Origin of the sequence: Burkholderia sp. WSM2230 (genome assembly GCF_000472445.1) — a bacterium.
Taxonomy (GTDB): domain Bacteria; phylum Pseudomonadota; class Gammaproteobacteria; order Burkholderiales; family Burkholderiaceae; genus Paraburkholderia.
On record NZ_AXAJ01000009.1, the window covers coordinates 193,730 to 220,261 of the forward strand.

At 63.2% G+C, this 26,532-nt stretch carries 21 protein-coding genes and 1 pseudogene; 11 read left to right on the top strand and 11 right to left on the bottom strand.

The window, feature by feature from the left end:
- The first annotated feature begins 63 nt into the window (after nt 1-63).
- Both A3AC_RS0118960 and A3AC_RS0118965 read left to right on the top strand, forming a co-directional pair.
- Nucleotides 64-945, top strand: coding sequence for a metal-dependent hydrolase (locus tag A3AC_RS0118960; RefSeq protein WP_025600824.1), 882 nt, complete (start codon nt 64-66; stop codon nt 943-945).
- Entirely contained in the window at nt 942-1,889 is a 948-nt protein-coding gene (locus tag A3AC_RS0118965) for an alpha/beta fold hydrolase (protein ID WP_025600825.1), read from the top strand. The genes A3AC_RS0118960 and A3AC_RS0118965 overlap by 4 nt, the downstream gene beginning before the upstream one ends.
- Here the strand turns inward: A3AC_RS0118965 and A3AC_RS0118970 are convergent.
- Complete coding sequence (locus A3AC_RS0118970) at nt 1,864-2,418, bottom strand: putative glycolipid-binding domain-containing protein (protein WP_025600826.1); 555 nt, start codon at nt 2,416-2,418, stop codon at nt 1,864-1,866. The two genes, A3AC_RS0118965 and A3AC_RS0118970, sit on opposite strands and share 26 nt — an antisense overlap.
- 263 nt (nt 2,419-2,681) lie before the next feature.
- Here A3AC_RS0118970 and A3AC_RS0118975 point away from each other — a divergent pair, with 263 nt between their 5' ends.
- The 3 genes and pseudogenes from A3AC_RS0118975 to A3AC_RS0118985 all read left to right on the top strand — a co-directional run.
- A complete protein-coding gene (locus A3AC_RS0118975) occupies nt 2,682-3,554 on the top strand; it encodes an urea transporter (RefSeq protein ID WP_025600827.1) in 873 nt (290 codons plus the stop codon).
- A 34-nt stretch (nt 3,555-3,588) separates the two neighbouring features.
- On the top strand, nt 3,589-4,365 hold the full coding sequence (locus A3AC_RS0118980) for a class II aldolase/adducin family protein (RefSeq protein WP_025600828.1): 777 nt from the start codon (nt 3,589-3,591) through the stop codon (nt 4,363-4,365).
- A gap of 45 nt (nt 4,366-4,410) precedes the next feature.
- Nucleotides 4,411-4,611 (top strand): annotated as a pseudogene (locus tag A3AC_RS0118985) (4-oxalocrotonate tautomerase); the annotation flags it as partial.
- A 133-nt stretch (nt 4,612-4,744) separates the two neighbouring features.
- Here A3AC_RS0118985 and A3AC_RS0118990 read toward each other — a convergent pair.
- From A3AC_RS0118990 to garD, 7 genes are all read right to left on the bottom strand, one after another.
- On the bottom strand, nt 4,745-5,944 hold the full coding sequence (locus tag A3AC_RS0118990; RefSeq protein WP_025600830.1) for a porin: 1,200 nt from the start codon (nt 5,942-5,944) through the stop codon (nt 4,745-4,747).
- 78 nt (nt 5,945-6,022) lie between these two features.
- Complete coding sequence (locus tag A3AC_RS0118995) at nt 6,023-7,375, bottom strand: TRAP transporter large permease (protein WP_025600831.1); 1,353 nt, start codon at nt 7,373-7,375, stop codon at nt 6,023-6,025.
- A 7-nt stretch (nt 7,376-7,382) separates the two neighbouring features.
- Nucleotides 7,383-7,853 carry a TRAP transporter small permease gene (locus A3AC_RS0119000; RefSeq protein WP_025600832.1) on the bottom strand — a complete coding sequence of 157 codons (471 nt, stop codon included), beginning with the start codon at nt 7,851-7,853 and terminating at the stop codon, nt 7,383-7,385.
- Nucleotides 7,854-8,042: 189 nt separating this feature from the next.
- Complete coding sequence (locus tag A3AC_RS0119005; protein ID WP_025600833.1) at nt 8,043-9,035, bottom strand: TRAP transporter substrate-binding protein; 993 nt, start codon at nt 9,033-9,035, stop codon at nt 8,043-8,045.
- A 786-nt stretch (nt 9,036-9,821) separates the two neighbouring features.
- Complete coding sequence (locus A3AC_RS0119010) at nt 9,822-10,775, bottom strand: SMP-30/gluconolactonase/LRE family protein (RefSeq protein WP_025600834.1); 954 nt, start codon at nt 10,773-10,775, stop codon at nt 9,822-9,824.
- Nucleotides 10,772-11,614, bottom strand: a complete 843-nt coding sequence (locus A3AC_RS0119015; RefSeq protein WP_025600835.1) for an NAD-dependent epimerase/dehydratase family protein — start codon at nt 11,612-11,614, stop codon at nt 10,772-10,774. Before A3AC_RS0119015 ends, A3AC_RS0119010 begins: the two co-directional genes overlap by 4 nt.
- Before the next feature lie 119 nt (nt 11,615-11,733).
- On the bottom strand, nt 11,734-13,323 hold the full coding sequence (gene garD, locus A3AC_RS0119020; RefSeq protein WP_025600836.1) for a galactarate dehydratase: 1,590 nt from the start codon (nt 13,321-13,323) through the stop codon (nt 11,734-11,736).
- A gap of 214 nt (nt 13,324-13,537) precedes the next feature.
- On the opposite strand from garD, the gene kdgD reads away from it, so the two are divergent.
- The 3 genes from kdgD (at nt 13,538) to A3AC_RS0119035 (ending at nt 16,993) form a co-directional block, all read left to right on the top strand.
- On the top strand, nt 13,538-14,455 hold the full coding sequence (gene kdgD / locus A3AC_RS0119025; RefSeq protein WP_025600837.1) for a 5-dehydro-4-deoxyglucarate dehydratase: 918 nt from the start codon (nt 13,538-13,540) through the stop codon (nt 14,453-14,455).
- Between the two features lie 200 nt (nt 14,456-14,655).
- Nucleotides 14,656-16,005 carry an MFS transporter gene (locus A3AC_RS0119030; RefSeq protein ID WP_025600838.1) on the top strand — a complete coding sequence of 450 codons (1,350 nt, stop codon included), beginning with the start codon at nt 14,656-14,658 and terminating at the stop codon, nt 16,003-16,005.
- Nucleotides 16,006-16,249: 244 nt separating this feature from the next.
- Nucleotides 16,250-16,993, top strand: a complete 744-nt coding sequence (locus A3AC_RS0119035; RefSeq protein ID WP_025600839.1) for a FadR/GntR family transcriptional regulator — start codon at nt 16,250-16,252, stop codon at nt 16,991-16,993.
- A gap of 141 nt (nt 16,994-17,134) precedes the next feature.
- On the opposite strand, the gene A3AC_RS0119040 is transcribed toward A3AC_RS0119035, so the two are convergent.
- Nucleotides 17,135-18,742: an aldehyde dehydrogenase (NADP(+)) gene (locus A3AC_RS0119040; protein WP_025600840.1), complete on the bottom strand. Its 1,608-nt coding sequence runs from the start codon at nt 18,740-18,742 to the stop codon at nt 17,135-17,137.
- Between the two features lie 225 nt (nt 18,743-18,967).
- On the opposite strand from A3AC_RS0119040, the gene garL reads away from it, so the two are divergent.
- The 3 genes from garL (at nt 18,968) to A3AC_RS0119055 (ending at nt 22,953) form a co-directional block, all read left to right on the top strand.
- The gene (gene garL / locus A3AC_RS0119045; RefSeq protein ID WP_025600841.1) at nt 18,968-19,774 is read left to right on the top strand and encodes a 2-dehydro-3-deoxyglucarate aldolase; all 807 of its coding nucleotides are present in this window, start codon (nt 18,968-18,970) and stop codon (nt 19,772-19,774) included.
- Nucleotides 19,775-19,807: 33 nt separating this feature from the next.
- Nucleotides 19,808-20,722 carry a 2-hydroxy-3-oxopropionate reductase gene (locus A3AC_RS0119050; RefSeq protein ID WP_084515507.1) on the top strand — a complete coding sequence of 305 codons (915 nt, stop codon included), beginning with the start codon at nt 19,808-19,810 and terminating at the stop codon, nt 20,720-20,722.
- Nucleotides 20,723-20,949: 227 nt separating this feature from the next.
- Nucleotides 20,950-22,953 (top strand): glycoside hydrolase family 28 protein, encoded by a 2,004-nt coding sequence (locus A3AC_RS0119055; protein WP_025600843.1) that lies wholly within the window; start codon nt 20,950-20,952, stop codon nt 22,951-22,953.
- Nucleotides 22,954-23,058: 105 nt separating this feature from the next.
- Here A3AC_RS0119055 and ilvD read toward each other — a convergent pair whose 3' ends face one another.
- A complete protein-coding gene (gene ilvD / locus A3AC_RS0119060) occupies nt 23,059-24,918 on the bottom strand; it encodes a dihydroxy-acid dehydratase (protein ID WP_025600844.1) in 1,860 nt (619 codons plus the stop codon).
- A 296-nt stretch (nt 24,919-25,214) separates the two neighbouring features.
- Nucleotides 25,215-26,513: an MFS transporter gene (locus tag A3AC_RS0119070; RefSeq protein ID WP_025600845.1), complete on the bottom strand. Its 1,299-nt coding sequence runs from the start codon at nt 26,511-26,513 to the stop codon at nt 25,215-25,217.
- Between the last annotated feature and the right edge of the window lie 19 nt (nt 26,514-26,532).

Genomic DNA, 26,532 nt, shown 5'->3' on the forward strand with positions numbered 1-26,532 from the left:
TCGAACAATCGCAGGGAGTCACAAAGTTTTCAGCAATTCAGAGGACTCGAAAGGAGAAAGGCCATGATGCCCGTTCGCCGCGACCTACGCTTCAATCTTCCGCAAGAGCGCGCTTGCGACTGGCACGCGCAAGGCTCGCACGTGACCCACTTCTTTAACGCGCTTTCGCTGCTGTTTCCGGCCGGCGAGCGTTTCTTCATGGACAGCGTGCGCAACTATCGCGACCAGATCGACGACCCGGTGCTGAAAAAGCAGGTGCTCGGCTTTATCGGCCAGGAAGCCATGCATACGCGCGAGCATGTGGAGTACAACGACCTGCTGCAACAGGCCGGCTTGCCCGCGCACAAGCTCGACAAACGGCTGTGGGCGATCCTCAATTTCGGCCGCAAGGTGTTGCCGCATTCGTATCAGTTGGCTGTCACCGTATGCCTCGAACACTACACGGCGATGCTTGCGGGCCTGCTGCTGGAGGACGCCACGCGTATCGAAGGGTCTGTTGAAGGTTATGCGCAAATGTGGACGTGGCATGCGCTCGAAGAGACCGAGCACAAGTCGGTCTCGTACGACGTATGGAACGCGGTGCTTAAACCTGGCCTCGGGCGATATCTGTTACGTACCGGCGTCATGCTTGCCACCACCCTCACGTTCTGGTTGATCGTGTTCGACTACCACGTGCGTCTGATGATCGCGGATCGCAAACGCGGCACTCATCTGCGCGGTGTGTGGCGCGTCGTCAAGTATCTTTATGGACCGCGTCATGGCGTGTTTCCTCGCATTGCCGGCGAGTGGCTGAGTTTTTTCCGGCCGGGCTTTCACCCGTGGGATCACGACAATCGCGCGCAACTGGCGCGAATCGACGGCCTCGTGGCGGCGGTCGACGCAGCGAACGCCGCCACGCCCGGCATGCGTCGAGCCGCGCGGCGCGGCGTGCAGGCGGCCGTGTGATACCCGAGACCTTGTCGGTCGATGCCGGCGACGTGCGGCTCGCGGTCTATCTCAGTGGACCGCGTGACGCGCCGCCTCTCGTGCTGGTGCACGGCTATCCCGACTCGGCCACGGTATGGGAACCCATACGCGCGCAGCTCGACGGGCGCTTTCGCGTCATCACATACGACGTACGCGGCGCCGGTGCTTCGGAAGCGCCAGCCACGCGCAGCGGGTACCGTCTGCAACGGCTCGCGGCAGATCTCGCAGTAGTCGCCGATTCCACCTGCGGCGTGCAGCCCTTTCATCTGGTCGGTCACGACTGGGGCTCTATTCAAAGCTGGGAAGCGGTCACCGACCCGCAATTCAAAGGCCGGATTGCGTCGTACACATCGATTTCGGGGCCGTGTCTCGATCATGCGTCGTCGCGCTCGGACTGCCCCCTTACCGTCGGCGACAAACAAAGGATACCGAATCAATCATCCGTCGGCGGCGGCTTTCGGCAAATGCTCAGATCCTGGTACATTGTCTTTTTCCACCTGCCGTGGCTGCCCGAACTCGCGTGGCGTCTTGGCGGTGCACGCCTGTGGCCGCTGTGGCTGCACCTAACCGAGCGCGTGCGCGCATCGCGCGACCCCGCGCAACTGCGCAACGCGATCAACGGTCTCAATCTTTACCGCGCCAATTTCATCGACAGGCTCTTGCATCCACGCGCTCGCCACGCGCACGCGCCGGTGCAATTTATCGTGCCGCTGCGAGACCGCTATGTCGGCCCCGAACTGTCGCTCGCACATGAAGCGTGGCTCGGCGCATATGAGCGCGTTGAAATAGACGCAGGTCATTGGGTCGTGCTGCGCGAGCCACAAGTTATCGCAGCGCATATCGAACGCTTTGTGGCCCGGCATCTTCACGGATCGCGCGGCTCGGCCGCATCCCCGCTCAACGCTCGCGAGGCAGGCGGGTAAACAGCGTCGGATAATCGATCACGAGCCCGTCCTCGTCCACCTTCATATTCGCTGTGAAGTCGCGAAAAATGCCTTCATAGCGATATTCGCGGTTCAGCTCCACGCACGAATATGCCTGCTCGACGCGCGTGACCTGAAGATCGGGCGTCGAAATATAGGCCACCTGCAATGGCCTGCGCTCTCCTTGCGCGAGCTGCAAGCGGCGAATCGGCAGCGTGTTGGTGAACGGCGTGGCTGCAATATCAATGTCGATGCATCCTTCAATCGCACTCAACACGAGGCCGTGGCCATCGCGCCAATGGCCCTCTCCGTCGCCGTGCAACTCCAGCTCGCCTGCGCCGACAATCTTCAGCCACGCGTAGAGCGTACGCCATTGCGCGTCGCAGCGCACTTCGTAGTGCAGCCCGTAGGCCTTGCCGTAGCGCTGCCCGACGACAACGCTCTCGACGTGGAATCCGTCCTCGCGCGCGTCGAATGTCAGATGCTCGATACCGTCGCCTTCCTGCGATGCCCACCGTAGTTCCCGCATCGGATCGTCTCCTCATGATGAAACATGCGGCACGCGCCGCGCTCACATCGTAGCGCGAACATGCGTTGATCGCCGCTGCTTCGTTTCGTATCAGCACGATATGCGGTCCATCACGCGCAGCCGTTGCAAATAGCGACTATCAACGCCCGTGCATGCACGCAGCCGCGCCCTGCCCTATGCTCGCGTTTCGCATCTGTTGGCCGCTGCGCCGCGATTCCGCTCACATCGCAGCGCGCCATCGAATCCTCACCGATTTATAAACCATGCACGCCCCCGCGACCGAAGCACACTCCGCCGCCTTGCGCACATTGCTGCGCAGCGTCGGCCAGATCGTGCTGCAAGCGAACGCGTTCACGGGCGCGTGTCTTTTCGCCGGCTGGCTGTTGTGGGACCCGCGTCTTGCGTGCGCGGCGCTGATCGGCGCCGTTTCGGCTAACGTGAGCGCAGTGCTCGCCGGTTATCCTGACGACGATCTGCGCGCGGGCCTGCACGGCTTCAACGGCGCATTGGCCGGACTCGCCGCGTTCAGCTATATCGCCGACGATGCAAGCGCCGCCGCCATCGCGATTCTTGCCGCAACTGCGACGGCCTGGCTTCTGGAACCGTGGTCGCGACGGCTGCGCTCGCGCGGCTTGGGCTATTTTTCGAGCCCCTGTCTGATCGTCACCTGGCTATGGCTGCCGATGGCGGCAAGCGCGCCCGCGCCAACAACAGCCGCAGCGGCCGCAACGGCACACACGCTCGGCACTGCCGGGTTCGGCAGCGGCGTGCTCGCCGGTCTCGCGCAAACCGGCTTCGCCTCCAGCGCAGGGGCCGGCGCGCTGGTGCTGCTCGGCATCGCGGCGGCGTCCCCACGCCACGCGCTGTGTGCGCTGACGGGCGCAGCCCTCGCGAGCGTCGAACATATGCTGATGGGCGCCACCGCAAGCTCGTTCAACGCGGGCCTGCTAGGATTCAACGGCGCGCTGACCGCGCTGGCGCTGAGCGAATGCGGCCTCGCGTGGATGCTCGGCGGCGTTACGCTGGCGGCGATACTGCAAGCAGGGACCACCTGCGCCGGCCTGCCCGCGCTGACCGCACCGTTCGTCGCCGCGACGTGGACCGTGCAATGGCTGAGGCCGCGTATCAGCCGCTGACCCTATGCTCATCACCCAGCAAGAGAGGACCCGTATGTCGTTCATTCATCTACCCAAGGGCCGTGTGGCGCAAGCTGGGCCGCGCTCGGAAGCAGAGCAGCAAACTCGCGTCGACCTTGCCGCCGCCTACCGCCTGGTCGCGCTCAATGGCTGGGACGATCTCATCTACACGCATATCTCCGCGAGCGTGCCCAATGAGCCGGGCCACTTTCTCATCAATCCGTTTGGCCTCGCGTTCGATGAAGTGAGCGCGTCGAATCTCGTGAAGATCGACATCGACGGCAATCTTGTCGGCGCGAGCGAACACGCGGTGAACGTGACCGGCTTCGCGATTCACGCGGCCGTGCACGCAGCACGCGCGGATGCGTTCTGCGTGATGCATCTGCACAATACGGCGGGCGTGGCCGTGTCCGCGCAGCCTGCGGGCTTGCTGCCCGCGTCGCAACACGCGCTGCGCTTTTATCGCCAGCTCGCTTACCACGACTATGAAGGCCTCGCTTTTACGCCGGCCGAGAGCGCGCGCCTCGTCGAGCATCTTGCAGACAAGCCGGCCATGCTGCTGCGCAATCACGGCACGCTGACGGTCGGCCGCACAGTTGCGGAAGCCTATGTGCTGATGGCGACTTTGTTGAAGGCATGCGAGATCCAGTTGCAGGCGCAGGCATGCGGCGCGCCGCTCGTCGTGCCCGACGACGCAGTCGCCGCGCGCACGGCCGAGCAGCTCTACGACGGCGGCGCAATTGAAGGAACCCTTGAGTGGCCCGCGCTGTTGCGCAAGCTGGACCGGCTCGACCCGAGCTATCGCAACTGAGGGCCAACCAGTCCACCGCGGCGCGCGCCGCTCAACTTTTCAACGGAGCAAACCATGCCCACGTTTCATATCGAACTGTTCGAAGGCCGCTCGCTGGAGCAGAAACGGCAATTCGTCGAAGCGATCACGAAAGCGACCTGCGAGTCGCTCGGCGTCGAGCCGAATTCGGTGGACATCATTCTCACCGACGTGAAGCGCGAAAATTGGGCAACGGGAGGACGCTTGTGGTCCGACAGCCAGACGTGAATCGATTCGTGAATCGCGAAGTGAATTAAACGCTGCGCGCGTTGCGCGCGCAGCGTCGGGTCTGGCTCAGAAACGCATCGCTAAAACGCGTCACTGTGGCGGCGTAACAACACGCCGCTGCTACGCCAACCGATCAGAAGCGGTGGATGATGCCCACGCCTGCAGCAAACTGGCTACGCGACGAGGACGGTGCGCTGTTCTGACCGTCGCCGATATCGGCCGTTGCATTGATGATGCTGATGCCGTTGTTGCCGATCGTCTGGCCGCTCGCACGCTGATACGCTTCCAGCGCGTACAGACCGGTGCGCTTGGACAGGCTGTAGTACTGCGACAGGTTGAACTGGTGATAACGAGCCGCGCTCGAAATGCCGTTCGCCTCCGTTGCACGCGTGTAGCTATAGCCAGCCGCCAGATCGAGTGCGCTGATCGGCTTGAAGTGCACCACTGCGCCAGCCGTGTTGAAGATGGCTTCGTGACGGAACGCCGAACCAACGCCCGGAATGTATTGCACATTCGAGTACGAGAACGACACATCCAGCTGCGAGCTGAACGCATAGCCGCCGGTGACCGCGACGCGCTGCTGCGCCTGCGCCGTACGGTAGCCGTTGTTGATACCGGACACGCCCGGTTCCGCGCCGTTGTTGGATGCGGTCGAATCAGCACCCCAGGCGCCGCCGCCCAGCGTCGAGTTGTTGATGCGCTGGAAGCCCGCCGCGATACCGAACGGGCCGTTCAGGTACTGCACTGCCGCGCTCCAGGTCGAACCAGCGTTGAGCCGGCCGGCCACACCGCCCAGCGCGTACGAACCGCTCACCGTCAGGCCGTGCATGTTCGGCGACGTGTACACCAGCGAGTTGTTGACGCGATACAGCGTGTCCAGCGAGTCGATATCGCCCGGATGCGCGCCGTACGCGCCCGTCAGCCACGTGGTCGGGCTGTACGGCGACAACAGCGTGTAGTACGACGTGTACTGGCGGCCAGCCGTCAGCGTACCGTACGTGGGGTTCGTCACGCCGACCCACGCCTGGCGATTGAACGCGAGACCGCTCACGCCCTGAGCGCCGGTCGCGCTGTTAAAGCCCTGCTCCAACTGGAAAATGGCCTTCGTACCGCCGCCGAGGTCCTCGCCGCCCTTCAGGCCGAAGCGGCTACCCGCCCAGATGCCGTTGTTCATCTTGACTACCGAGCGCCCGCCCGAATTCGAACCGAGCGCGGCCGAGCTGCTTTGGTAGCCGATACCCGTATCGACGATACCGTACAGCGTGACGTTGCTCTGAGCGTGCGCGCTCAGCGCGACGAGACCGAGAGCCGAGGTTGCTAGTGCCTTTTTCATTAAAACTCCTCTTAAAAAATTGTTCTTGACTACCGGCTTTGTTTCAACTGCGCAGCCGGTGAATCGCGGGGATCGAGGTCAGAAGACCGGGTGCCCGTTAATCAGGCTCGGCAACCACGTGGAGAACATTGGGACGTACGTCACAATGTTGATGGCGCTGAAGATAGCGAGGTAATACGGCCACGCCACCTTGGTAGTTTCCCCAATCGACACATTGCCAATCGCACAGCCGATGAACTGCACCGAGCCGATCGGCGGATGCACGAGACCCAATGCGCAATTCAGCAGGATCATGATGCCGAACTGCACGGGGCCGACGCCGCTATGCATGGCCATCGGCAGGAACAGCGGCGTGGTGATCAGAATGTGCGCCGCCATGTCGACGAAGGTGCCGAGGAAGATCTGGATCAGGTTGATGTACAGCAGCATCAGCCAGGGGATGCTGGTCGCGCCGTCGAGCATGTGCTCGATCGCATCCGGAATCTCCAGATAAGCCATCTGGAAGCGCAGCATGTTCGACACGCCGATCAGCAACAGCACGACGCCCGTGGTTTTAGCGGCTTTCGACAGTGCGAAAGAGAGCTTCTTCAGCGTCATCGAGCGATACACGACGACCGTCAGCACGAGCGAATAAGCCACTGCGATAGCGGCGGCTTCCGTCGCCGTCGCAATGCCCTTTGCCACGCAGACCAGAATGATCGCGATCACCATCAGGCCCGGCAAAGCGCCGAGGAACGTGCGCGCGACCGCGAGCCAGCCCGGAAAACGCTGCAAGCCGGTCGAACCGTCCGGACGGCGCGGATAGCCATAGCGCACTGCTTGCCAGTACGCGGCGATCAGCACGAAGCCCATCACCCACAGCACCGGCAACAGGCCCGAGAACAGCAGATCGCCAATCGACACGCCGCTCATCGGCACACCGTTCAGCGTGCCGGTAATGCCCTGCGCCGCGAATGCGTAGATGATCATGTTCGTCGACGTGGGCATCAGCGCGCCCGCCAGCGACGAATGCGTCGTCACGTTGACCGCGTACGCGGCGCTGTAGCCCTCACGCTTCATCAACGGAATGACGACGCCGCCCATGGCCGACGTGTCCGCGGTGGGCGAGCCCGAGACGCCGCCGAACAACGTGCACGCGACCACATTGGCCATGCCGAGCCCGCCGCGGAAATGACCGACCGTGGCTTGCGCGAAACGCAGAATGCGGTCGGCAATGCCGCCGTGGAGCATCAGTTCGCCGGAGAAGATGAAGAACGGCACGGCGAGGAACGAAAACGCGTTCATTCCCGAGACCATCGACTGCATCGCCGTGGCAGCGGGCAGCCCTTCGTACAGATACGTCAGCACGCACGAGAGCCCCAGCGCGAACGAAACAGGAACGCCGAGCACCAGAAAAACGAGGAAACTGATAGATAGGAGGGCAAGTTCCATGATTGTTCTATTTGTGTTTCTTTGCGAAAAGCGCCAGCAGGTTCTCGATTGAGAACAATGCAATGCAGACGCTGGCGATGACCGGGATCACATAGCGAAGCGCCTCGGGCAAGCCGAGAATCGGAATCCGGTCATGCTGGGTGGTCTCCGCCATCTGCAGGGAGCCGAAGAAAATCGCCACGGCAAGCGCGATCAGGCACAGATGCTGGAACGTGTGCGCGATCAGTTGCCCCTTTGCCGGCAGGGTCTTCACAAGCGAATCCAGCCCGATATGGCCGCCCTCGCGAACCTTGAGCGCGGCGCCGAACATTGCGATCACGATCACGAGCAGCAGCGCGATCGGTTCGACGAAATCGGGTGCGTCGCTAAACACATAGCGCATCACGACGCCGTAAATCACCAGTGCACTCAGCGCTGCAAGGCTGATTGAAGCAATGACAGCCAGTGCGCGAAAGAGAAAATCGTTTGGGCGTTTCATGAATCTCTTGACCCCATTCTTGCCTACGACGGACAGCCGTTACTTAGTTAGCAATGCTACTTTCCGTCACTAGTGACTGATGTGACATGAGCGCTGGATAAGCGCTGGCATTAAGCGGCGTCGGTGTGCAGAGAAAAGTCCGCGGGTCTCCCGCCAGACTTTCCCGCTGCGCAAGACGCCATGCGAGCCTTACTTGATTGCCTGGATTTCGTCGACGAGCTGCTTCATTTGCGGGGTCTTTTCATACTTCGCCCACACCGGCTGCATCACCTTGACGAATGCCGCGCGGTCGATCTGCGACGGCGTGACGATCTGCGCGCCGCCCTTCGTCACGGTCTTGCTGGCGTCGTTTTCGCGCGCGGTCCACAGCTTCTGGTAGTAAGGCACGGAGTCCGCTGCGGCCTTCTTGATGATTTCCTGCTCCTGCGGCGAGAGCGTGTCCCAGATCTTCTTCGAGAAGACGAGCACTTCCGGCGTCATCGAATGTTGGGTCTCCGAATAAACCGGCGCGACTTCGAAGTGCTTGGTTTCTTCGTACGACGGCAGGTTGTTTTCGGCCGCGTCGACAAGGCCGGTCTTCAGACCCGTATAGACTTCGGCGAACGGCATCGGCGTGGGCGTGCCGCCCATTGCCTTGATTTCGTCGACCATCAGGTCCGACGGCTGCACGCGCACTTTGAGGCCCTTCATGTCGGCCGGCGTGCGGATCGGCTTCTTCGTGTAGATGGAGCGCGCACCGCTTTCATAGAAAGTCAGCGCGATCATGCCCTTCGCCTTGAAGGTGTCCAGAATCTTCTGGCCTTCCGGGCCGTACATGACCTTGCGGAAATGGTCGATGTCACGGAAGAGGAACGGCAGCGACGGGATCATCGATTCGGGAACGATCTCGTTGAATGCGGCGCCATTTGCGCGCGCCATGTCGAGTGCGCCGATGCGAACCTGATCGATCGTATCGTTCTCCGAACCAAGTGCGCTGTTGCCGAATACCTTCACCGAGTCCTTGCCGCCGGTTGCCGTCTTGATCTGCTCGCCCATGTACTTGACGGCCATATTGGTCGGGTACGTGTCGCCATGCACGTCAGAAACGCGGAACACGCGCGCTTGCGCCGACATGGCGCTGAATGCCAGCACGGAGGCGGCGACAAGCAACGAAACACGGGAAGAGGCAAACTTCTTGTTCATCGTGACATTCCTTAGAAATAGACATCCAATCGATGCGACACCGCTGGCGGGAAGCCGCTGGCAATAGCCGCTTACGGATCGCCGGTGGTGAACTGCCGTAACGGGCGACCGGTTGCAGACGGCCGTGACCAACTGCCGGTTTATGACGGCCGGTCGCGGACGGCCGGTCTCGGACGGCCGGTCGCGGACGGTCCGTCTGGAACGGCCGGTCTCGGACCGCCAGTCGCGGATGTGACATGGTTTTGCTGCGTCTTCGGCGCGGCGCTCGCGGGTCTGCTGCGGTTGGCGAACTTGCCGTGCTGCCCGTGCAACGTCCCCGGCACAAAGATCAGCACTCCTGTCAGACAACTCGACTTCTTTTACTTCTACTGCGTCGGCACGCTTTCGCGCGAACTACTGCGCGCGCCAAAGCGGTCGCTTACCGCGCAACACACTGCGATCTCGAAAACTAAAGAAAGCAATCTGTTTGCGCTTATACGTTGTACGACGACATATGAAGTCTATAAAACGCAGTTTGAGTTGTACAGACGGTATTTACCCGAGGAAAGACGCAGCCGGTACGGATGACCGAAGTTTGCTGTCAGCACCTACGCGCAGGGGCTGGCGCCCGCCTCGCGCAGAGACATGAAGCCCCCGTGGGCCAAGCGCCGAATTTTCGTAAGCTAGGGGCAACCTGTGGCATCGGCGCCACAATGTTGTATGACGAGTGATGAATAGATGCGCTTAAAAACAAAAACGCCGCCGCGTTTGCACGCGTCGGCGCCCTGATCCCGACCACGAAAGCGACTATAGTTCGCCCGCGAATTCGGGCTCCGGCAAGCCATTCACACCGGGGCGCACCGCGAAAAGATGTCCATCGTGTTCGCTCGCGCCGGTTGCCGGGCGAATCGACGTGACAAACAGCGTGTCGAGATCCGGCCCGCCGAATGCGCACATCGCCGGTTTAATCGCCGGCACCGCGATCTGCCTGTCCAGCTTGCCTTGCGGCGTGAAGCGCAGCAGCGCGCCGGCGTCGTTCGCGCAGATCCAGTAACAGCCGTCGGCATCCACTGCCGCGCCATCGGGCCGGCCCACATAGTGGTTCAGGTCCGCGAACATGCGCCGGTTGCGCGGCTCGCCGGTCTCGACGTCGTAGTCGAAAGCCCAGATCTGTCTACGCAGCGGATGCGAGTCGGACAGGTACATGGTCCTGCCATCCGGCGACCAGCCGAGGCCGTTTTGCGTGATTAGTCCGTCGACAACCGGCGCCGACAGCACGCCGCGCGCGTCGAACCTGTAAAGCGCGCCGGCTGGGTTGGCGGCGGCCATGTCCTGCACCATCGTGCCGGCCCAGAAGCGGCCTTGCCGGTCGCAGCGGCCGTCGTTGAAACGCATGTCGTCGAACGGAAACACAGGCGCCGCGAGCTTGCGCCCGGCAACTTCAACGGGCTCGTCGGTGCGCACGGCTTGTGTCGCCAGATCTGCGGAAGCTTCATTCAGCGTCACGGCGAAGAGGCCGCTTTCGCAGCCGGCAAGCACGGTGCCGCGACGATCGAACGCGATGCAGGCGACCTTCTCCGGCAACAGCCACTCGGACCGCTCGCCGCTCGGCAGCCGCAAGCGCAAGATTTTTTGCGCCGGGATATCGACCCAGTAAAGCGCCTGCTCCGCGACTCGCCACACCGGACTTTCGCCGACGCCAGCCGGCGCGTCTCCCGCTGCCTCGACGCGTTCAACGCGCGGGTTCGCCGCCGCGCTCAACGCTTCGGCTCCATCGGCCCGGCGAGCACAAACGGGCCGCCCTGGAAGCGCTGGGTGGGATCGTCGAGATCGGCGGTCGGCGCGCTCATCGGAAAGAGATGTTCGAACTGCACCGAGCTGTCCTGCGGGCGAAACCCGAGAAACGCCGCTTTGGTGTTGTCGACCCACTTGGTGCGGTTATCCGACACGCCATACACGATTGCATGGCCGACGCGATTCGTGAACAGCGAACAACGCACGAGTTCGATGAAGTCGCGATAGCTAAGATACGTGACCAGCATGCGCGGATTCTTTGGCTGCTCGAACGACGAGCCGATCCGCAGACACACCGTCTCTAGCCCGAAGCGGTCAAAGTAGTAGCGCGACAGCGATTCACCGAAACACTTGGTCACGCCATACAGGCTGTCGGGGCGCAAAGGCGCGTCGGTATCGAGCACTTCCGTCACTGGATGAAAACCGACTGCATGGTTCGAGCTCGCGTACACGATGCGCCTCACGCCCTGCTTCTGCGCGGCTGAATACAGGTTGTACAGGCCACGAATGTTCGCTTCGAGCAGATCTGCGAAAGGCGCTTCCACTGAGATGCCGCCGAGGTGAATGACCGCGTCCACGTCCTGGAGCAGCGCCAGAACCGCGGCTTCGTCCGCGAGGTCGACGATCGACGCTTCTTCATGCGCGGCCACTTCGCCAAGCGGCGCAATGTCGGTCACGCGCACGATGTCCGCCCACGCGGCGAGCGCGCCGCGCAGTTGCGTGCCGAGATTGCCCGCCGCGCCGGTGAGCAGCAGTCGCCGGAAGGGTTTTTGCGCGGGTGTATGGTCCAGATGCGAGTCAGTCATGTCTTTCTGTTTATGGATTACCAGCTGTCAATGAGACGAATGACACCAATGAGGCAATGAAGCGCTGAAGCCATCATGTGAAACGAGCCGCGACATGCGCGGCTCGCCTGATGCGCCAATCAGGTCACCGGCGCCGGATTGAAAAGCGCCAGCGCATTATGCAGCTTGAGCTTCTCGGCGCAGGTCTTCTTGCGACCGCTCGCGACGTCCAGCATGTAGCGGAACAGTTCCCAGCCCACGTCTTCGATCGTCGCCTCGCCGGTTGCAATGGTGCCGGCGTTGATGTCCATCAGGTCATGCCAGCGGCGCGCCAGATCGGAGCGCGTCGCCATCTTGATGACGGGCACTTCCGCGAGGCTGTACGGCGTGCCGCGGCCGGTCGTGAACACGTGCAGGTTGATCCCGGCCGCAAGCTGAAGCGTGCCGCAGATAAAGTCGCTCGCTGGGGTTGCCGCGTAGATAAGCCCTTTTTGCTGGACTTTCTCGCCGGGCGACAGGACGCCGGAAATCGGCGAATTGCCGGACTTGATGATCGAGCCCATCGCCTTTTCGACGATGTTCGACAAGCCGCCCTTCTTGTTGCCCGGCGTGGTGTTCGCACTGCGGTCCGCGCCGCCGCGCTTCAGATAATCGTCGTACCACTGCATCTCGCGGATGATCGCCTGCGCGACGTCCGCGTTCGCCGCGCGCGCGGTCAGTTGATCGACGCCGTCGCGTACTTCGGTGACTTCGGAGAACATGACCGTGGCGCCCGCGCGCACCAGCAAATCGGTCGCGAAGCCCACTGCCGGATTCGCCGTGAGTCCGGAAAACGCATCGCTGCCGCCGCATTGCACCCCGACCACGAGGTCCGCCGCGGAACAGGTCTCGCGGCGCCGATTGTTCAGCCGCTTCAGATGACCTTCGGCCGTCTTCATGATCGACTCGATCATCGACTGGAAGCCGACGTGCGCCTCGTCCTGCAATACGACCACGTCGCCGTTCTCGTCGGCGCCGAGATCGCCGATGTCCGCGATCTCGCTCGGGTTTTGCGCCGCTGCGATTGGAATCGTGCCGGGCGGCATCAGACGCTCCGGTTGCAGCTTCTCGCAACCGAGGCTCACCATCATCACCTCGCCGCCGAAGTTGGGATTCAGCGCGATGTTGCGCACGGTGCGGATCGGCACCATCGCGTCGGGCGCGTCGATTGCCACGCCGCAGCCGTAGGTATGGCCGAGGCTCACCACGTCGTCGACATTCGGATACTTCGGCAGCAGTTCCGACTTGATGCGCGCGACCGCGTGTTGAACCACGTCCGCGACGCATTGCACGGTCGTGGTGATCGCAAGAATGTTCCGCGAGCCGACGGAGCCGTCCGCGTTGCGATAGCCCTCGAAGGTGTAGCCCTCGAGCGGCGGCATCTCCGGCGCCCTGATGGTGGCAATCGGCAGATCCTCCAGTCCCGGCGGGCTCGGCATGCGGATCACGTGTTCGTTGATCCAGCTTCCCTTGGGCAGCGCCTTGAGCGCATAGCCGATCACGACGTTATAGCGGACGACCTCGTCACCCTCGGCCAGGTCGGCAAGCGCAACCTTGTGACCTTGCGGCACGCGTTCGCGCAGCACGAGACCGTCGGCGAAAACCGCGCCCTCGCCCAAGCCGCCGTCGTTCACGACGATCGCGACATTGTCGTTGGGGTGAACGCGAATGTAGAGCGGTGAAAGTTCCATTGCATCGATCCTTATGGCGTTTAACGCCTGCTGCGCCAGCTATTCATACGTCATCCTACAACATGCGGCTCGGGTCGGACGTTCCGTATTTACCCTAACTGCAGCATTATGCCGTGAAATCCTGATTGAGTCGGCCGAATTGTTGTTGTACGATGACGTATAAGAAATCTTCATTTCTATTGATCGAACCCAAATCGAAGCCCGGATACACATCATGACCACACCGCAGGAACTCAAGCAGATCGTTTCGGAAGGCCTTCTCTCCTTTCCCGTTACCGACTTCGACGAACAAGGCGACTTCCGCGCCGACACTTACGCCGAGCGCCTCGAATGGCTCGCGCCGTACGGCGCTTCGGCACTGTTTGTCGCCGGCGGCACGGGTGAGTTCTTCTCGCTGACGCATAACGACTATTCAAACGTGGTGCGCACCGCAACCGAAGTCTGCAAGGGCAAGGTGCCCATCCTGGCCGGCGCGGGCGGCCCGACGCGCGTGGCCATCGAGTACGCGAAAGAAGCCGAACGCCACGGCGCGAACGGCATCCTGCTGATGCCGCACTATCTGACCGAAGCCTGCCAGGAAGGCATCGCCGCGCACGCCGAAGAGGTCTGCAAGGCAGTGCCGAACATGGGCGTGATCATCTATAACCGCGCGAATTCCAAGCTTAACGCCGACATGCTGGAAGGTCTCGCCGAGCGTTGCCCGAACCTCATCGGCTTCAAGGACGGCGTGGGCGAAATCGAAAACATGGTGACGATCCGCCGGCGTCTCGGCGACCGCTTCTCTTACCTCGGCGGCTTGCCGACCGCCGAAGTCTATGCCGCAGCCTACAAGGCGCTGGGCGTGCCGGTGTACTCGTCGGCGGTATTCAACTTCATTCCGAAGACCGCAATGGACTTCTACCGCGCGATCGCAGCGGACGACCACGCGAGCGTCGGCAAACTCATCGACGAGTTCTTTCTGCCGTACCTGAAAATCCGCAACCGCCGCGCCGGCTACGCGGTCAGCATCGTCAAGGCGGGTGCGAAGCTGGTCGGCCACAGCGCCGGCCCGGTGCGCGCTCCGCTGACCGATCTGACCGAAGAAGAAATGGCGCAGTTGGACGCGCTCATCAAGACGCTCGGCCCGCAGTAATGCAGCGCGGCGCGGCCGGCGCTTCGACGCCTGGCCGGCCACGCGAACAACCGCTGCATACGAGAACCGTATAGACGGCAGCGCAAGCAGCGCCCGGGGACCACAGCGTCGCCGGGCGTTTTTTGCACATGACATTAAAAGCCGCGACGCAAAGGCCGGGAGCCCGCCCGCTCCCTTGCATAAGAATTAAGGAGATGACCATGGAAATGAGCCGCACGGCGAGTTCCGCGAACGTCGCAAAGCGCACCAAGGTCCGCTACGCGATCCTGCTACTGATCTTCGTGATCACCACCTTCAACTACGCAGACCGCGCGACGCTGTCGGTCACCGGCTCGGCGATGCGTGCCGAATTCGGCTTCGACGCGATCCGCATGGGCTACATCTTCTCCGCGTTCAGCTGGGCTTACGTGCTCTCGCAGTTGCCGGCCGGCTGGTTGCTGGACCGCTTCGGCGCGCGGCGCGTGTACGCCGCAAGCATTTTCTTCTGGTCGCTTTTCACGCTGCTGCAAAGCTCGATTGGTTTGCTCGGCAGCGCCGCTGCGGCCGTGACCGGTCTCTTCGTGCTGCGTTTCGCGATGGGCGCGGCGGAATCGCCAGCCTTTCCGGCGAACGCCAAAGTCGTGGCGAGCTGGTTCCCCACCAAGGAACGCGGCACCGCATCCGCGATCTTCAACTCGGCGCAATACTTCGCGGCGGTCGTCTTCACGCCGCTGATGGCCTGGCTCACGCACGCGTTCGGCTGGCACATGGTGTACGTGGTGATGGGCGTGGCCGGCTTGCTGCTCGCTCTCACCTGGCTCAGGGTGATGAAGCATCCCGCCGACCATCCGGGCGTGTCGGCTGCCGAACTGGAGTACATCGAACAGGGCGGCGGCGTAGTGAACGGCCACCAGAAAGCGAGCCCCGCCGACATCGAGAAGGCCGGCGGCTGGTCGCTCGTGCGTCAGTTGCTGGGCAACCGGATGCTGGTCGGCGTCTATCTCGCGCAGTACTGCATCAACGTGCTGACGTACTTTTTCCTGACCTGGTTTCCAATCTACCTCGTGCAGGCACGTCACATGACGATTCTGCAGGCGGGCCTCGTCGCTTCCCTGCCCGCGATCTGCGGATTCTCGGGCGGCGTGCTCGGCGGCATTCTGTCGGACTCGCTGATCCGGCGCGGCCATTCGCTGACCGTCGCGCGCAAGGTGCCAATTGTCGGCGGCATGCTGCTGTCGGTGTCGATCATCGGCTGCAATTATGTTTCCACCGACTGGATCGTCGTCGCACTCATGTCGCTCGCGTTCTTCGGCAAGGGCATCGGCGCGCTCGGCTGGGCGGTAGTCGCAGATACGTCGCCGAAGGAAGCGCTCGGTTTGTCGGGCGGCATCTTCAATATGTTTGGCAACGTGGCCGGCATTGTCACGCCGATTGTGATCGGCTATCTGGTCGCGCAGAGCGGCTCGTTCAACGGCGCGCTGGTGTTCGTCGGCGCGAATGCGCTGCTGACGGTGTTCAGCTATCTCGTGATCGTGAAGGACATCAAGCGGGTGGAGCTGCGCCCGCGGTGACTACCGGCGCGCGCGGCGCTGCGGCGCGTGCTGTCGCGCCCTCTCGTGCCGTGCTTTCCCTGGCGCACCGCGGGTTCGCACGCCGGGCGGCCGGCGCTGTCGTCGCGGAGCCGGGCTCGCCGACGGCACAGTCCTGCCCGCCCGGCGCTGAAAATGATCCGGCCTTCCTATAATCAGTCGTCAGACGACGGTATAATGGACCGCAGGAAGTATCTGCAACTATCTGATTCAAGGGGCGTTTTCGATGGCTACACCACTGGCATCCGCGGCACCGCCACGACGCGCTCGTAATCTTGCCGAGCTCGTCGTGAACTACGTCACCGAGCAGATCGCGTCCAACGCGCTGAAGCCGGGTGACAAGCTGCCCACCGAATCACAACTCATGGTCACGCTGAGCGTGAGCCGCACCGTCATTCGCGAGGCCATTTCGCGCCTGCAGGCGGGCAAGATAATCGAGACGCGGCACGGCATCGGCAGTTTCGTGCTCGAGCCGCAGCGCGAAAAGCTCGGCATCGACATGGTGCCCGCCACCACGCTGCGCGACGTGCTATCCATTCTCGAACTGCGCATCAGCCTCGAAACCGAATGCGCGGGCCTCGCGGCCCAGCGCGCCAAGCCCGAAGACCTCGCGCGCATGCGCGCCGCGCTCGACGCAATCGAAGCGACGCGCCACAACGGGCTCGACAGTGTCGATGCCGATCTCCAGTTCCATATTTCGGTGGCGCGCGCCACGGGCAACCGCTATTTCGTCGACATCCTCACACAAATGGGCAGCGCGCTGATTCCGCGCAACCGCCTCGATTCAGCCGGCATTGCGCGCGCCGAGCCGGACGCGTATCTGTCGCTCGTCAACCTCGAGCACGAGAGCATTCTCGAAGCAATCAGCCGGCACGACGCCGAGGGCGCGCGCGCAGCCATGCGCATGCATCTGTCGAACAGCCGCGAACGGCTGCGCCGCGCGAACGAAACCTCCGAGGCGAATAGCTGAGCAACGAGCGGTTTTTACGGCCCAACGCGCGCCGGCGCCGACACGGATGCCGATGATGCCCACGCCGACCGGCAAAAGAAAATGGCCGGGGAGTTCAACCTCCCCGGCCATTTTTCATTCGATGCACCCGCTCAACAGCGCTTAGCTGCGCGTGATCTCACCATCGCGACGACGCCACAGATTGAGCGGATTGGCGTCGGCGAGCGCCTGCGGCAGCAGCTCTGCCGGGAAATCCTGATAGCACACCGGGCGCAGGAAGCGCTCCATCGCCGTCGTGCCGACCGAGGTCGCGCGGCTGTCGGACGTCGCGGGAAACGGGCCGCCGTGAACCATGGCGTGACAGACTTCCACGCCGGTCGGAAAGCCGTTAACCAGCAGCCGCCCGGCTTTGCGCTCGAGAATCGGCACGAGCTTCTGGGCCGCGGGCACGTCTGCGGCATCCATCTGGATCGTCGCGGTCAACTGGCCGGCGAAGTGCTCGGCGACCTGGAGCAGCTCGGCTTCGTCCTTGCAACGCACGATTGTCGATGCGGGTCCGAACACCTCGTCCTCCAGCGCCGGCGTGGCGAGGAAGGTCTGCGCGTCGGTGACGAACAGGGCCGCGCGCGCCTGGTTCGGGCCCGTCACGTCGACGCCGCGCGCCACCGTTTCGACGCCCCCAGTCGCGGCGAGCTTGCCCTCGCCTTCCGTATAGGCCGAGTGGATGCCCGAGGTCAGCATGGTCTGCGCGGGCTTCGCCGCCAGCGCTTCGGACGCTGCCGCGACAAAGCTTTTCAGCGCATCGCTGTCGACGGCAATCGCGAGGCCCGGGTTCGTACAGAACTGGCCGGCGCCGAGCACCAGCGAATCCACGAAACCGCGCGCGATGCTTTCCGTGCGCTGCGCGAGCGCGTTCGACAGCAGGAACACCGGGTTGATGCTGCTCATTTCCGCGTAGACCGGAATAGGCTCGGGGCGCGCCGCCGCCACGCGCATCAGCGACAAACCGCCCGCGCGCGAGCCGGTGAAGCCGACCGCCTTGATCGCCGGATGCGCGACGAGCGCCTCGCCGACCGAATTGCCCGCGCCGACGACCAGCGAGAACACGCCTTCCGGCAAATCCATGTCTTCGGCGACGCGTTGAATCACGCGGCCGACCATCTCCGAGGTGCCGAGGTGCGCGCGGTGCGCCTTCACCACGACCGGGCAACCGGCCGCGAGCGCCGCAGCCGTGTCGCCGCCCGCCACCGAGAACGCCAGCGGGAAATTGCTCGCGCCGAACACCGCGACCGGGCCCAGCGGAATTTTCTGCATGCGCAGGTCGGAACGCGGCAGCGGCTTGCGATCAGGCAGCGGCGAATCCAGCGTCGCGGCGAGCCACTGGCCCGAACGCACCACTTGTGCGAACAGCTTGAGCTGGCCGGTCGTGCGGCCGCGCTCGCCTTCCAGGCGCGCCCTCGGCAAGCCGGACTCCTGCTGCGCGCGCTCGATCAGCGCGTCGCCCAACGCCGTGATGCCGTCGGCGATACGCTCGAGGAATTCGGCGCGCAGCGCGAGCGGCAGATGCCGGTACGGATCGAACGCCTTTTGCGCCAGTTGGCAGGCCAGGTCGACGTCGCTCGCCGTGCCGCTGCCGAACACCGGCTCGGCGATATCTGTGCCCGTGGTGGGATTAAACGCGTGCAGCGCCTCGTCGGCGCCGCGCACGGCCTTGCGGCCGATCAGCATTTCGCCGGTGATCTGGCCGGTGACTTCGCTCGGATGGGACATGTCTCTTTCCTTGTATTGAAACCGCTAGATATAGGTCATCCTACAACATACGGGCGGCCGGGCGCAACCTAAACCGCCTTGCCCACATAGACGTTCGGGTTAACCTGACCGTTACAACTCGCGGATCGGGTGCTAATCTGCATTGAGATATACGACGACCTATAACAGGCGGTTCACTCATCGTCGGAACTTGACACGATCCATAGCCGTTCGAGGAATACGTTCATGCCAGCCGCGCCCTGCCCGCCTTACCAGTCTCTTCCCAACAGCTTCCGCCACGCGGTGCGCGGCGGCAAAACGCTGATCGGCTGCTGGGCGTCGCTGGCGAGCCCGATTGTCACCGAACTACTCGGCGTGATCGGATTCGACTGGATGCTGCTCGACGCCGAACATGCGCCGAACGACGTGCTCACGCTGATCCCGCAATTGATGGCGCTGAAGGACAGCCGCAGCGCGCCGGTGGTGCGCCCGCCGGCCAATGACAGTGTGGTGATCAAACGGCTGCTGGACAGCGGCTTTTCGAATTTCCTCGTGCCCTTCGTCGATAACGCCGACGACGCGGCGCGCGCGGTCGCCGCGACGCGCTATCCGCCGCAAGGTGTTCGCGGCGTCTCGGTGGGCCACCGCGGCAACCGCTACGCGACGGTACCCGACTATTTTGACATTGCCAACGACAATATCTGCGTCATCGTGCAGATAGAAAGCCGGCGAGCAGTGGACTCCATCGACGCCATTCTTGCCGTCGACGGCGTCGACGGCGTGTTCGTCGGTCCGTCCGACCTCGCGGCGTCCTACGGGCATCTCGGTAACGCCGCACATCCCGACGTGCAGCAAGCCATTGCGCACGTATTCGAGCGCGCGCAGGCCGCCGGCAAGCCGAGCGGCATTCTTGCACCGGTGCAAGCCGACGCCGAACGTTATCTCGCGATGGGCTGCCGTGTCATCGCCGTGTGCGCCGACCTCGGGCTCTTGAGGAACGCCGCGCAGGACGTTCACAGACACTTCATAAAGAAACCGGCGGATCCGAGCTGACCCGCGCATCGCGCGGGCTCGAGCGAGGCCGCCATGACCTCTCCGGAGCATTCCATGCAAAAAGCAGGCTTTATCGGACTCGGCATCATGGGCAAACCCATGGCCGCGAACCTTCTGAAGAACGGGGTCACGCTCGCCGCGTTCACGCGCAGCGGCGTGCCTGACGATCTCACCAAGGCTGGCGCCCAGGCCTGCGACAGCCCGGCAGCGGTCGCCGCGCAGGCCGACGTCATCTTCATCATGGTGCCGGACACGCCGGACGTCGAGCGCGTGCTGTTCGGCGAGAACGGCCTCGCCAGCGCGCTACGCGCGGGGCAAACCGTGGTGGACATGAGCTCGATTTCGCCGATGGCCACGCGCGAGTTCGCTGCACGCGTGCGCGAGACGAGCGCCGATTATCTGGACGCGCCGGTGTCGGGCGGCGAAGTCGGCGCGAAGGCGGGTTCGCTGACGATCATGGTGGGCGGCGAGCAGGCTACCTTCGACAGCGTGAAGCCGCTATTCGACATGATGGGCAAGAACGTCACGCTGATCGGCGCGGTGGGTGCGGGACAGGTGTGCAAGGTCGCCAATCAGGTGATCGTGGCGGCCACCATCGAGGCGGTCGGCGAGGCGCTGCTGCTCGCGTCCAAAGCCGGCGTGGACCCGGCGCGCGTGCGCGAAGCGTTGATGGGCGGCTTTGCATCCTCGCGCATTCTCGAAGTGCATGGCGAGCGGATGACCAAGCGCACGTTCGACCCGGGCTTTCGCATCGAGCTGCATCAGAAGGATTTGAACCTCGCGCTCTCCACGGCGCAGGCGTTGGGGGTGTCGCTGCCGAATACGGCCACCTGCCAGGCGCTTTTCAATGCCTGCGTCGCGCACGGCGGCAAGGCATGGGACCACTCTGCGATGGTGCGCGCGCTCGAGGTGCTCGCCAATCACGAGATCGGTCAGCAAAGCGCCTGATTCTCCGCGCGCGCTCAAGCCGCGCCGCTTTGCCTGTTCGACGTGGCTGAACGGGTAAAGCGGCGCGTCATACGTTAAGGAACACGTTAAACCACGCAAGCCGACAAGCTCTCCTAGCTACTTTTACTTATTAAGGATGACTGACTGAACGGAAGCGGTAGCAATGAACCATGCGGCGTCAAGCATCGACGACCATTTACAACGCCCTGAAGGGCAAGGAGACATTCGTGGCGACTCAATATAAGAACAGCAGCAAACGGGCAGCATCGACAAAGCCGGTTCATACCAAGCCTCATTCATCTGGGCGCCGGGCCTTCATGGTGTTGGCCGGGACGTCAGCCGGTGCGACGCTGCTCGGCGGCTTATCTGCTTGTGGAGGCTCGGGCAGTTCGGGCCTGACACCCGAAGATCCGGTCTGGGGCAGCTACGGCGTCGCAACGCAGATCATCGCTTCGCTCGCCGGCATCAAGCAGTCCATGTTCCCGTCGCGCGACTTCGTCGTGACGCAATACGGCGCGCAACCGTGCGCCGTGATCGCGGCGACGAACCCCTACACCGGCGCTTCGTCGCCCGCGAGCCCGGGCTCGAATCAGACCAACGCAGCGTCTTCGTTCGACTCGCGGCCGGCGTTTCTCGCCGCCATTCAGGCATGCAACGCAGCCGGCGGCGGACGCGTCGTGGTGCCCGCGGGCAACTGGTATTGCGCCGGACCGATCGTGTTGCTCAGCAACGTGAACTTTCACCTGAGCGCCAATTGCACGATCTATTTCAGCCCGAATCCCGCCGACTACGCGAAGGACGGTCCCGTCAACTGCGGCGCGAACGGCAACCTGTTTTATAGCCGCTGGCAGGCAAACGATTGCCTGAACTTCGGCTCGCCCGTCTACGCCCGCAATCAGAACAACATCGCCCTGACAGGGGAAGACGCGAGCTCCGTGTTGAACGGCCAGGCCATGACGCCCTTCTCCGGTTCAGGCAACACCGCCACGTGCTGGTGGACCTTCAAGGGATCGAACAGCGCATACGGTTGCGTAAGTTCGTCCACGCCCTCGCAAGTATTCAAGAATCCGAACAATATCGATCTCAGGACGGCTGCGCCCGGCATTTCCGACGCGCTGTATACGCAATTGACGAGTCCGACGACGCCCTGGCAAGAGGATCAGAACTACTTGCCCGCGCTTTCCGAGGCAGGCGTTCCGGTCGCGAAGCGCGTCTTCGGTCTGGGTCACTACCTGCGCCCTTGCATGGTCGAGTTCATCGGCTGCACGAACGTATTGATGGAAAACTACTGCACGAATAACACGCCTTTCTGGCAGCACCATCCGACCGATTGCAAGAATGTCGTGATTCGCGGCGTGACCACCAACAGCATCGGTCCGAATAACGACGGCTTCGATCCCGACGCGTGCGACAACGTGCTGTGCGACGGCGTGACCTTCAATACCGGCGACGACTGCATCGCGATCAAATCCGGCAAGGACCTCGATACGCAATACGGTCCCGCGCAAAATCACGTGATCCAGAACTGCACGATGAATAGCGGCCACGGCGGCATTACGCTCGGCAGCGAAATGGGCGGCGGCGTGCAGAACATCTACGCGCGCAACCTGCAGATGCTGAATCCGAACTGGGCGACCAATCCGCTGAACATCGCGATCCGCATCAAAACGAATATGAATCGCGGCGGCTTCGTGAAGAACTTCTACGTCGACAAGGTCACATTGCCGAATGGCGTCGCGCTGAAGGGCGGCGGCTACGGCAGTGCGCTGCTCGCCGGCAGCCCGATCAACGGCACGGTGCCGCTTGGCGTTGTGACGGCGGCGGCGGCCAATCCGTCCGCGGCTCAGGGCGGCCTGATCACGTTCGATTGCGATTACCAGCCGGCCAACGACGCGATCCGAACGCGGCCCGCTGTCGTGCAGAACGTCAACATTTCGAACGTGCAGGCGAGCAACGTCACGGTCAACGGCGTCACCGGCTCGTGCTTCCAGGCAATCGTCGCGCAAGGCCCCGTCGCGTTCGATTACAACGGCCCCGCCCCGGCGCCGACGATTCCGCCCATTACCGGCGTCACCATTTCGAACTGCAATCTGGGCACGGCAGTTTGCGCGGGACCGGCCAGCTCTGCCACGCCTGGGCCGATCTATGCGTACAACGTCAACGGCATTACGCTGAAGAACGTAGTGATCGGCTCGACCACCTACAACACGAACATAGTCGATCAGCGGTAAGTACAAACCGCGGCGAATTCAGGCGCCGCGCGTACGGCAAAAAAAACCGCTCCAGCGGAGCGGTTTTCTGCGGACCACGGCGCGAGGCGCCGGGCAAAATCAAGCTCAATCGTCCAGTAGCGATAGATCGCGCACCGCGCCTTTGTCGGCCGACATCACCAGCTTCGCATAGGCCTTGAGCGCCGCCGAAACCTGGCGCGGCCGCGGCTTGGCCGGCTTCCAGCCCTTCGCGTTCTGCTCTTCGCGGCGGCTTGCGAGTTCGGCGTCCGACAGCAGCACATTGATCGTGCGGTTCGGAATGTCGATGCGGATCTTGTCGCCGTCGCGCACGAGGCCGATCGCGCCGCCCGCCGCAGCTTCGGGCGAGCAGTGGCCGATCGACAGGCCCGAAGTGCCGCCCGAGAAGCGGCCGTCCGTCAGCAGCGCGCATGCTTTGCCGAGCCCCTGTGACTTGATGTAGCTCGTCGGGTAAAGCATTTCCTGCATGCCCGGTCCGCCCTTCGGACCTTCGTAACGCACGATCACGACATCGCCCGCCTTGACCTTGCCCGCGAGAATGTTCTCGACCGCTTCGTCCTGCGATTCAGTCACGTGCGCCGTGCCTTCGAACACCAGAATGCTTTCGTCGACGCCGGCGGTTTTCACTACGCAGCCGTCGAGCGCGATATTGCCTGTCAGCACAGCCAGGCCGCCTTCCTTCGAAAACGCGTGCTCGTACGAGCGAATGCAGCCTTCCGCGCGGTCGAGGTCGAGACCTGGCCAGCGCGTGTTCTGGCTGAACGCCACCTGCGTCGGAATGCCCGCCGGACCCGCCATGTAGAAAGTGCGGACGGCTTCGTCCCCGGTACGGACGATGTCCCACTGATCGAGCGCTTCTTTCAAAGTCGGCGTGTGGACCGTGGGCACGTCCGTGTGCAGCTTGCCCGCGCGGTCCAGCTCGCCGAGAATCGCCATGATGCCGCCCGCGCGATGCACGTCTTCGATGTGGTACTTGTTGGTGTTGGGCGCGACCTTACACAGTTGCGGGACGACGCGCGACAAACGGTCGATGTCGGTCATCGTGAAGTCGATCCCGGCTTCGCGCGCGATGGCCAGCAAATGCAGAATCGTGTTGGTGGAACCGCCCATTGCGATGTCGAGCGTCATCGCATTTTCGAAGGCCTTGAACCCGACTGCGCGCGGCAGCACGCTCGCCTTTTCCTGCTCGTAGTATTCACGCGCCAGTTCGACGATGCGGCGGCCGGCGCGCCTGAAGAGTTGCTCGCGGTCCGCGTGCGTGGCGACCACCGTGCCGTTACCGGGCAAAGAAAGACCCAGCGCCTCGGTAAGGCAGTTCATCGAATTGGCCGTGAACATGCCCGAGCACGAGCCGCAGGTCGGGCAGGCAGAGCGCTCCACCTCGGCGACGTCGGCGTCGGAATAGGCCTTGTCGGCAGCGATCACCATGGCGTCCACCAGGTCGAGCTTCTTGAACTCGATCGTGCCGGTTTTCGGGTTTGCGAGGCGCGTCTTGCCGGCTTCCATCGGGCCGCCGGAAACGAAGATCACGGGGATGTTCAGGCGCATCGCGGCCATCAACATGCCGGGGGTGATCTTGTCGCAGTTCGAGATGCACACCATCGCGTCGGCGCAGTGCGCGTTGACCATGTACTCGACCGAATCCGCAATGATGTCGCGGCTCGGCAGCGAATACAGCATGCCGTCGTGGCCCATGGCGATGCCGTCGTCGACGGCAATGGTGTTGAATTCCTTGGCGACGCCGCCGGCAGCCTCGATTTCGCGCGCGACGAGCTGGCCGAGGTCTTTCAGGTGGACGTGGCCGGGCACGAACTGGGTGAACGAATTGACCACCGCGATGATCGGCTTCGAAAAGTCTTCGTCTTTCATGCCGGTGGCGCGCCACAGCGAGCGCGCCCCTGCCATGTTGCGGCCGGCGGTGGAGGTTCTGGAACGGTATGCGGGCATCGTGGTTGTTGAATGAATATCGCTTGAAAGAAGCGGGCCAAGGGAGTGACGGCCCCTCGAACGCCCGTGCGAACAACCTTTTGAGCCGCGCCGCGGGCAAAGCTGGGGATTATCCCACAGCGTTTGACGGTATGTGGCCTGTGCGAGCGCGGGCGACTGGGCCGCGTAGGCGCTGAGGTTTGCCATGCCGATGTCAAAGGCATGCATGAAAGACGAACGGCGCCCGCAGGCGCCGTTCCCGTCCAACATCGCGCCGGACCATACCGGCGCAAAACATCGTTGACCACCGCAGTCCGTTACTTAGCCGCGGCCGTCCCATTGACCTGCGACCAGCGCGGCTCCGCCGTCTTGTCGGCACTCTTCGCGAGCAGGCAGACCACGCCAGCGGCGATAATGTCGAACACCGCAAGCAGCACGAAGAGCGGGCTATAGCCGACCTGCGTGACGAGCACGCCGAACAGTGCCGTGAAAGCCGCCGCGCCCAGGTAGCCGGCCATGCCGCCCATGCCCGTTGCGGTCGCGACTTCGTTCTTGCCGAACATGTCGGACGTGATCGCGTACAACGCGCCCGACAGCGTCTGGTGCGCAAAGCCGCCCACGCACAGCAACGCCACCGCCACATAAGGACTCGCGACAAGGCCCACGCACGCAGGTCCGATCATGCACAGCGCGCCGACCACGAACACCATCTTGCGCGACGTGAAGAGCGACACCTTCGCGTACTTGTGAAACAGCGGGCTCAGATAGCCGCCGAGTACGCAGCCAATATCCGCAGCGAGAAACGGCATCCACGCATACAGCGCGATCTCCTTCAGGTTCATGTGGCGCTCGGTCATCATGTAGAGCGGAATCCACGCGTTGAAGGTCTGCCATGCGGGCTCAGACAGAATGCGCGGAATGCCGATTGCCCAGAAATCGCGGCTCTTCAGCATCGCGAACCAGCCGCGCCTGGGCGCGCCGGTGTCGCTGTGCTTCGCTTCCTGACCGCTCAGGATGTAGTCGCGCTCGGCATCGCCCAGCATTTTCTGATTGCGCGGATGCTTGTACAGCAGCATCCACACGGCGCTCCATACGATCCCCGCCACGCCGACAATCACGAATGCCAGTTGCCACTGCCCATGCAACAGCGCCCACACCACGAGCGGCGGCGCAAGCAAGGCGCCGATCGACGAACCGATATTGAACCAGCCGATCGCGACCGACCGTTCCCTCGCCGGAAACCATTCGCTCGTCGCCTTCACGCCGGCCGGAATGCCGGCCGCCTCCGCGATGCCGAGCAGGCCGCGGAAAAACGCGAGACTGCGCCAGCCTGTCGACCAGGCCGCCGCCGCGCAGGCGAGCGACCACGCCAGCGCGAATGCGGCAAAGCCGATCTTGGTGCCGACCGTATCGAGCAGAAAGCCCGCAACCGGCTGCATGAATGCATAGCAAAGCTGCCACGCGACCACCACGTGAGCGTACTGCCCGGTGGTGATGTGCAGGTCTTTCATCAGCGTCGGTGCGGCCACCGACAGCGTATTGCGCGCCAGATAATTGATGATGAGCCCGGCCGCGACCAGACTGACCATCCACCAGCGGATACCCTTGATCTTCATTGCTGCGTCTCCTGGTAAT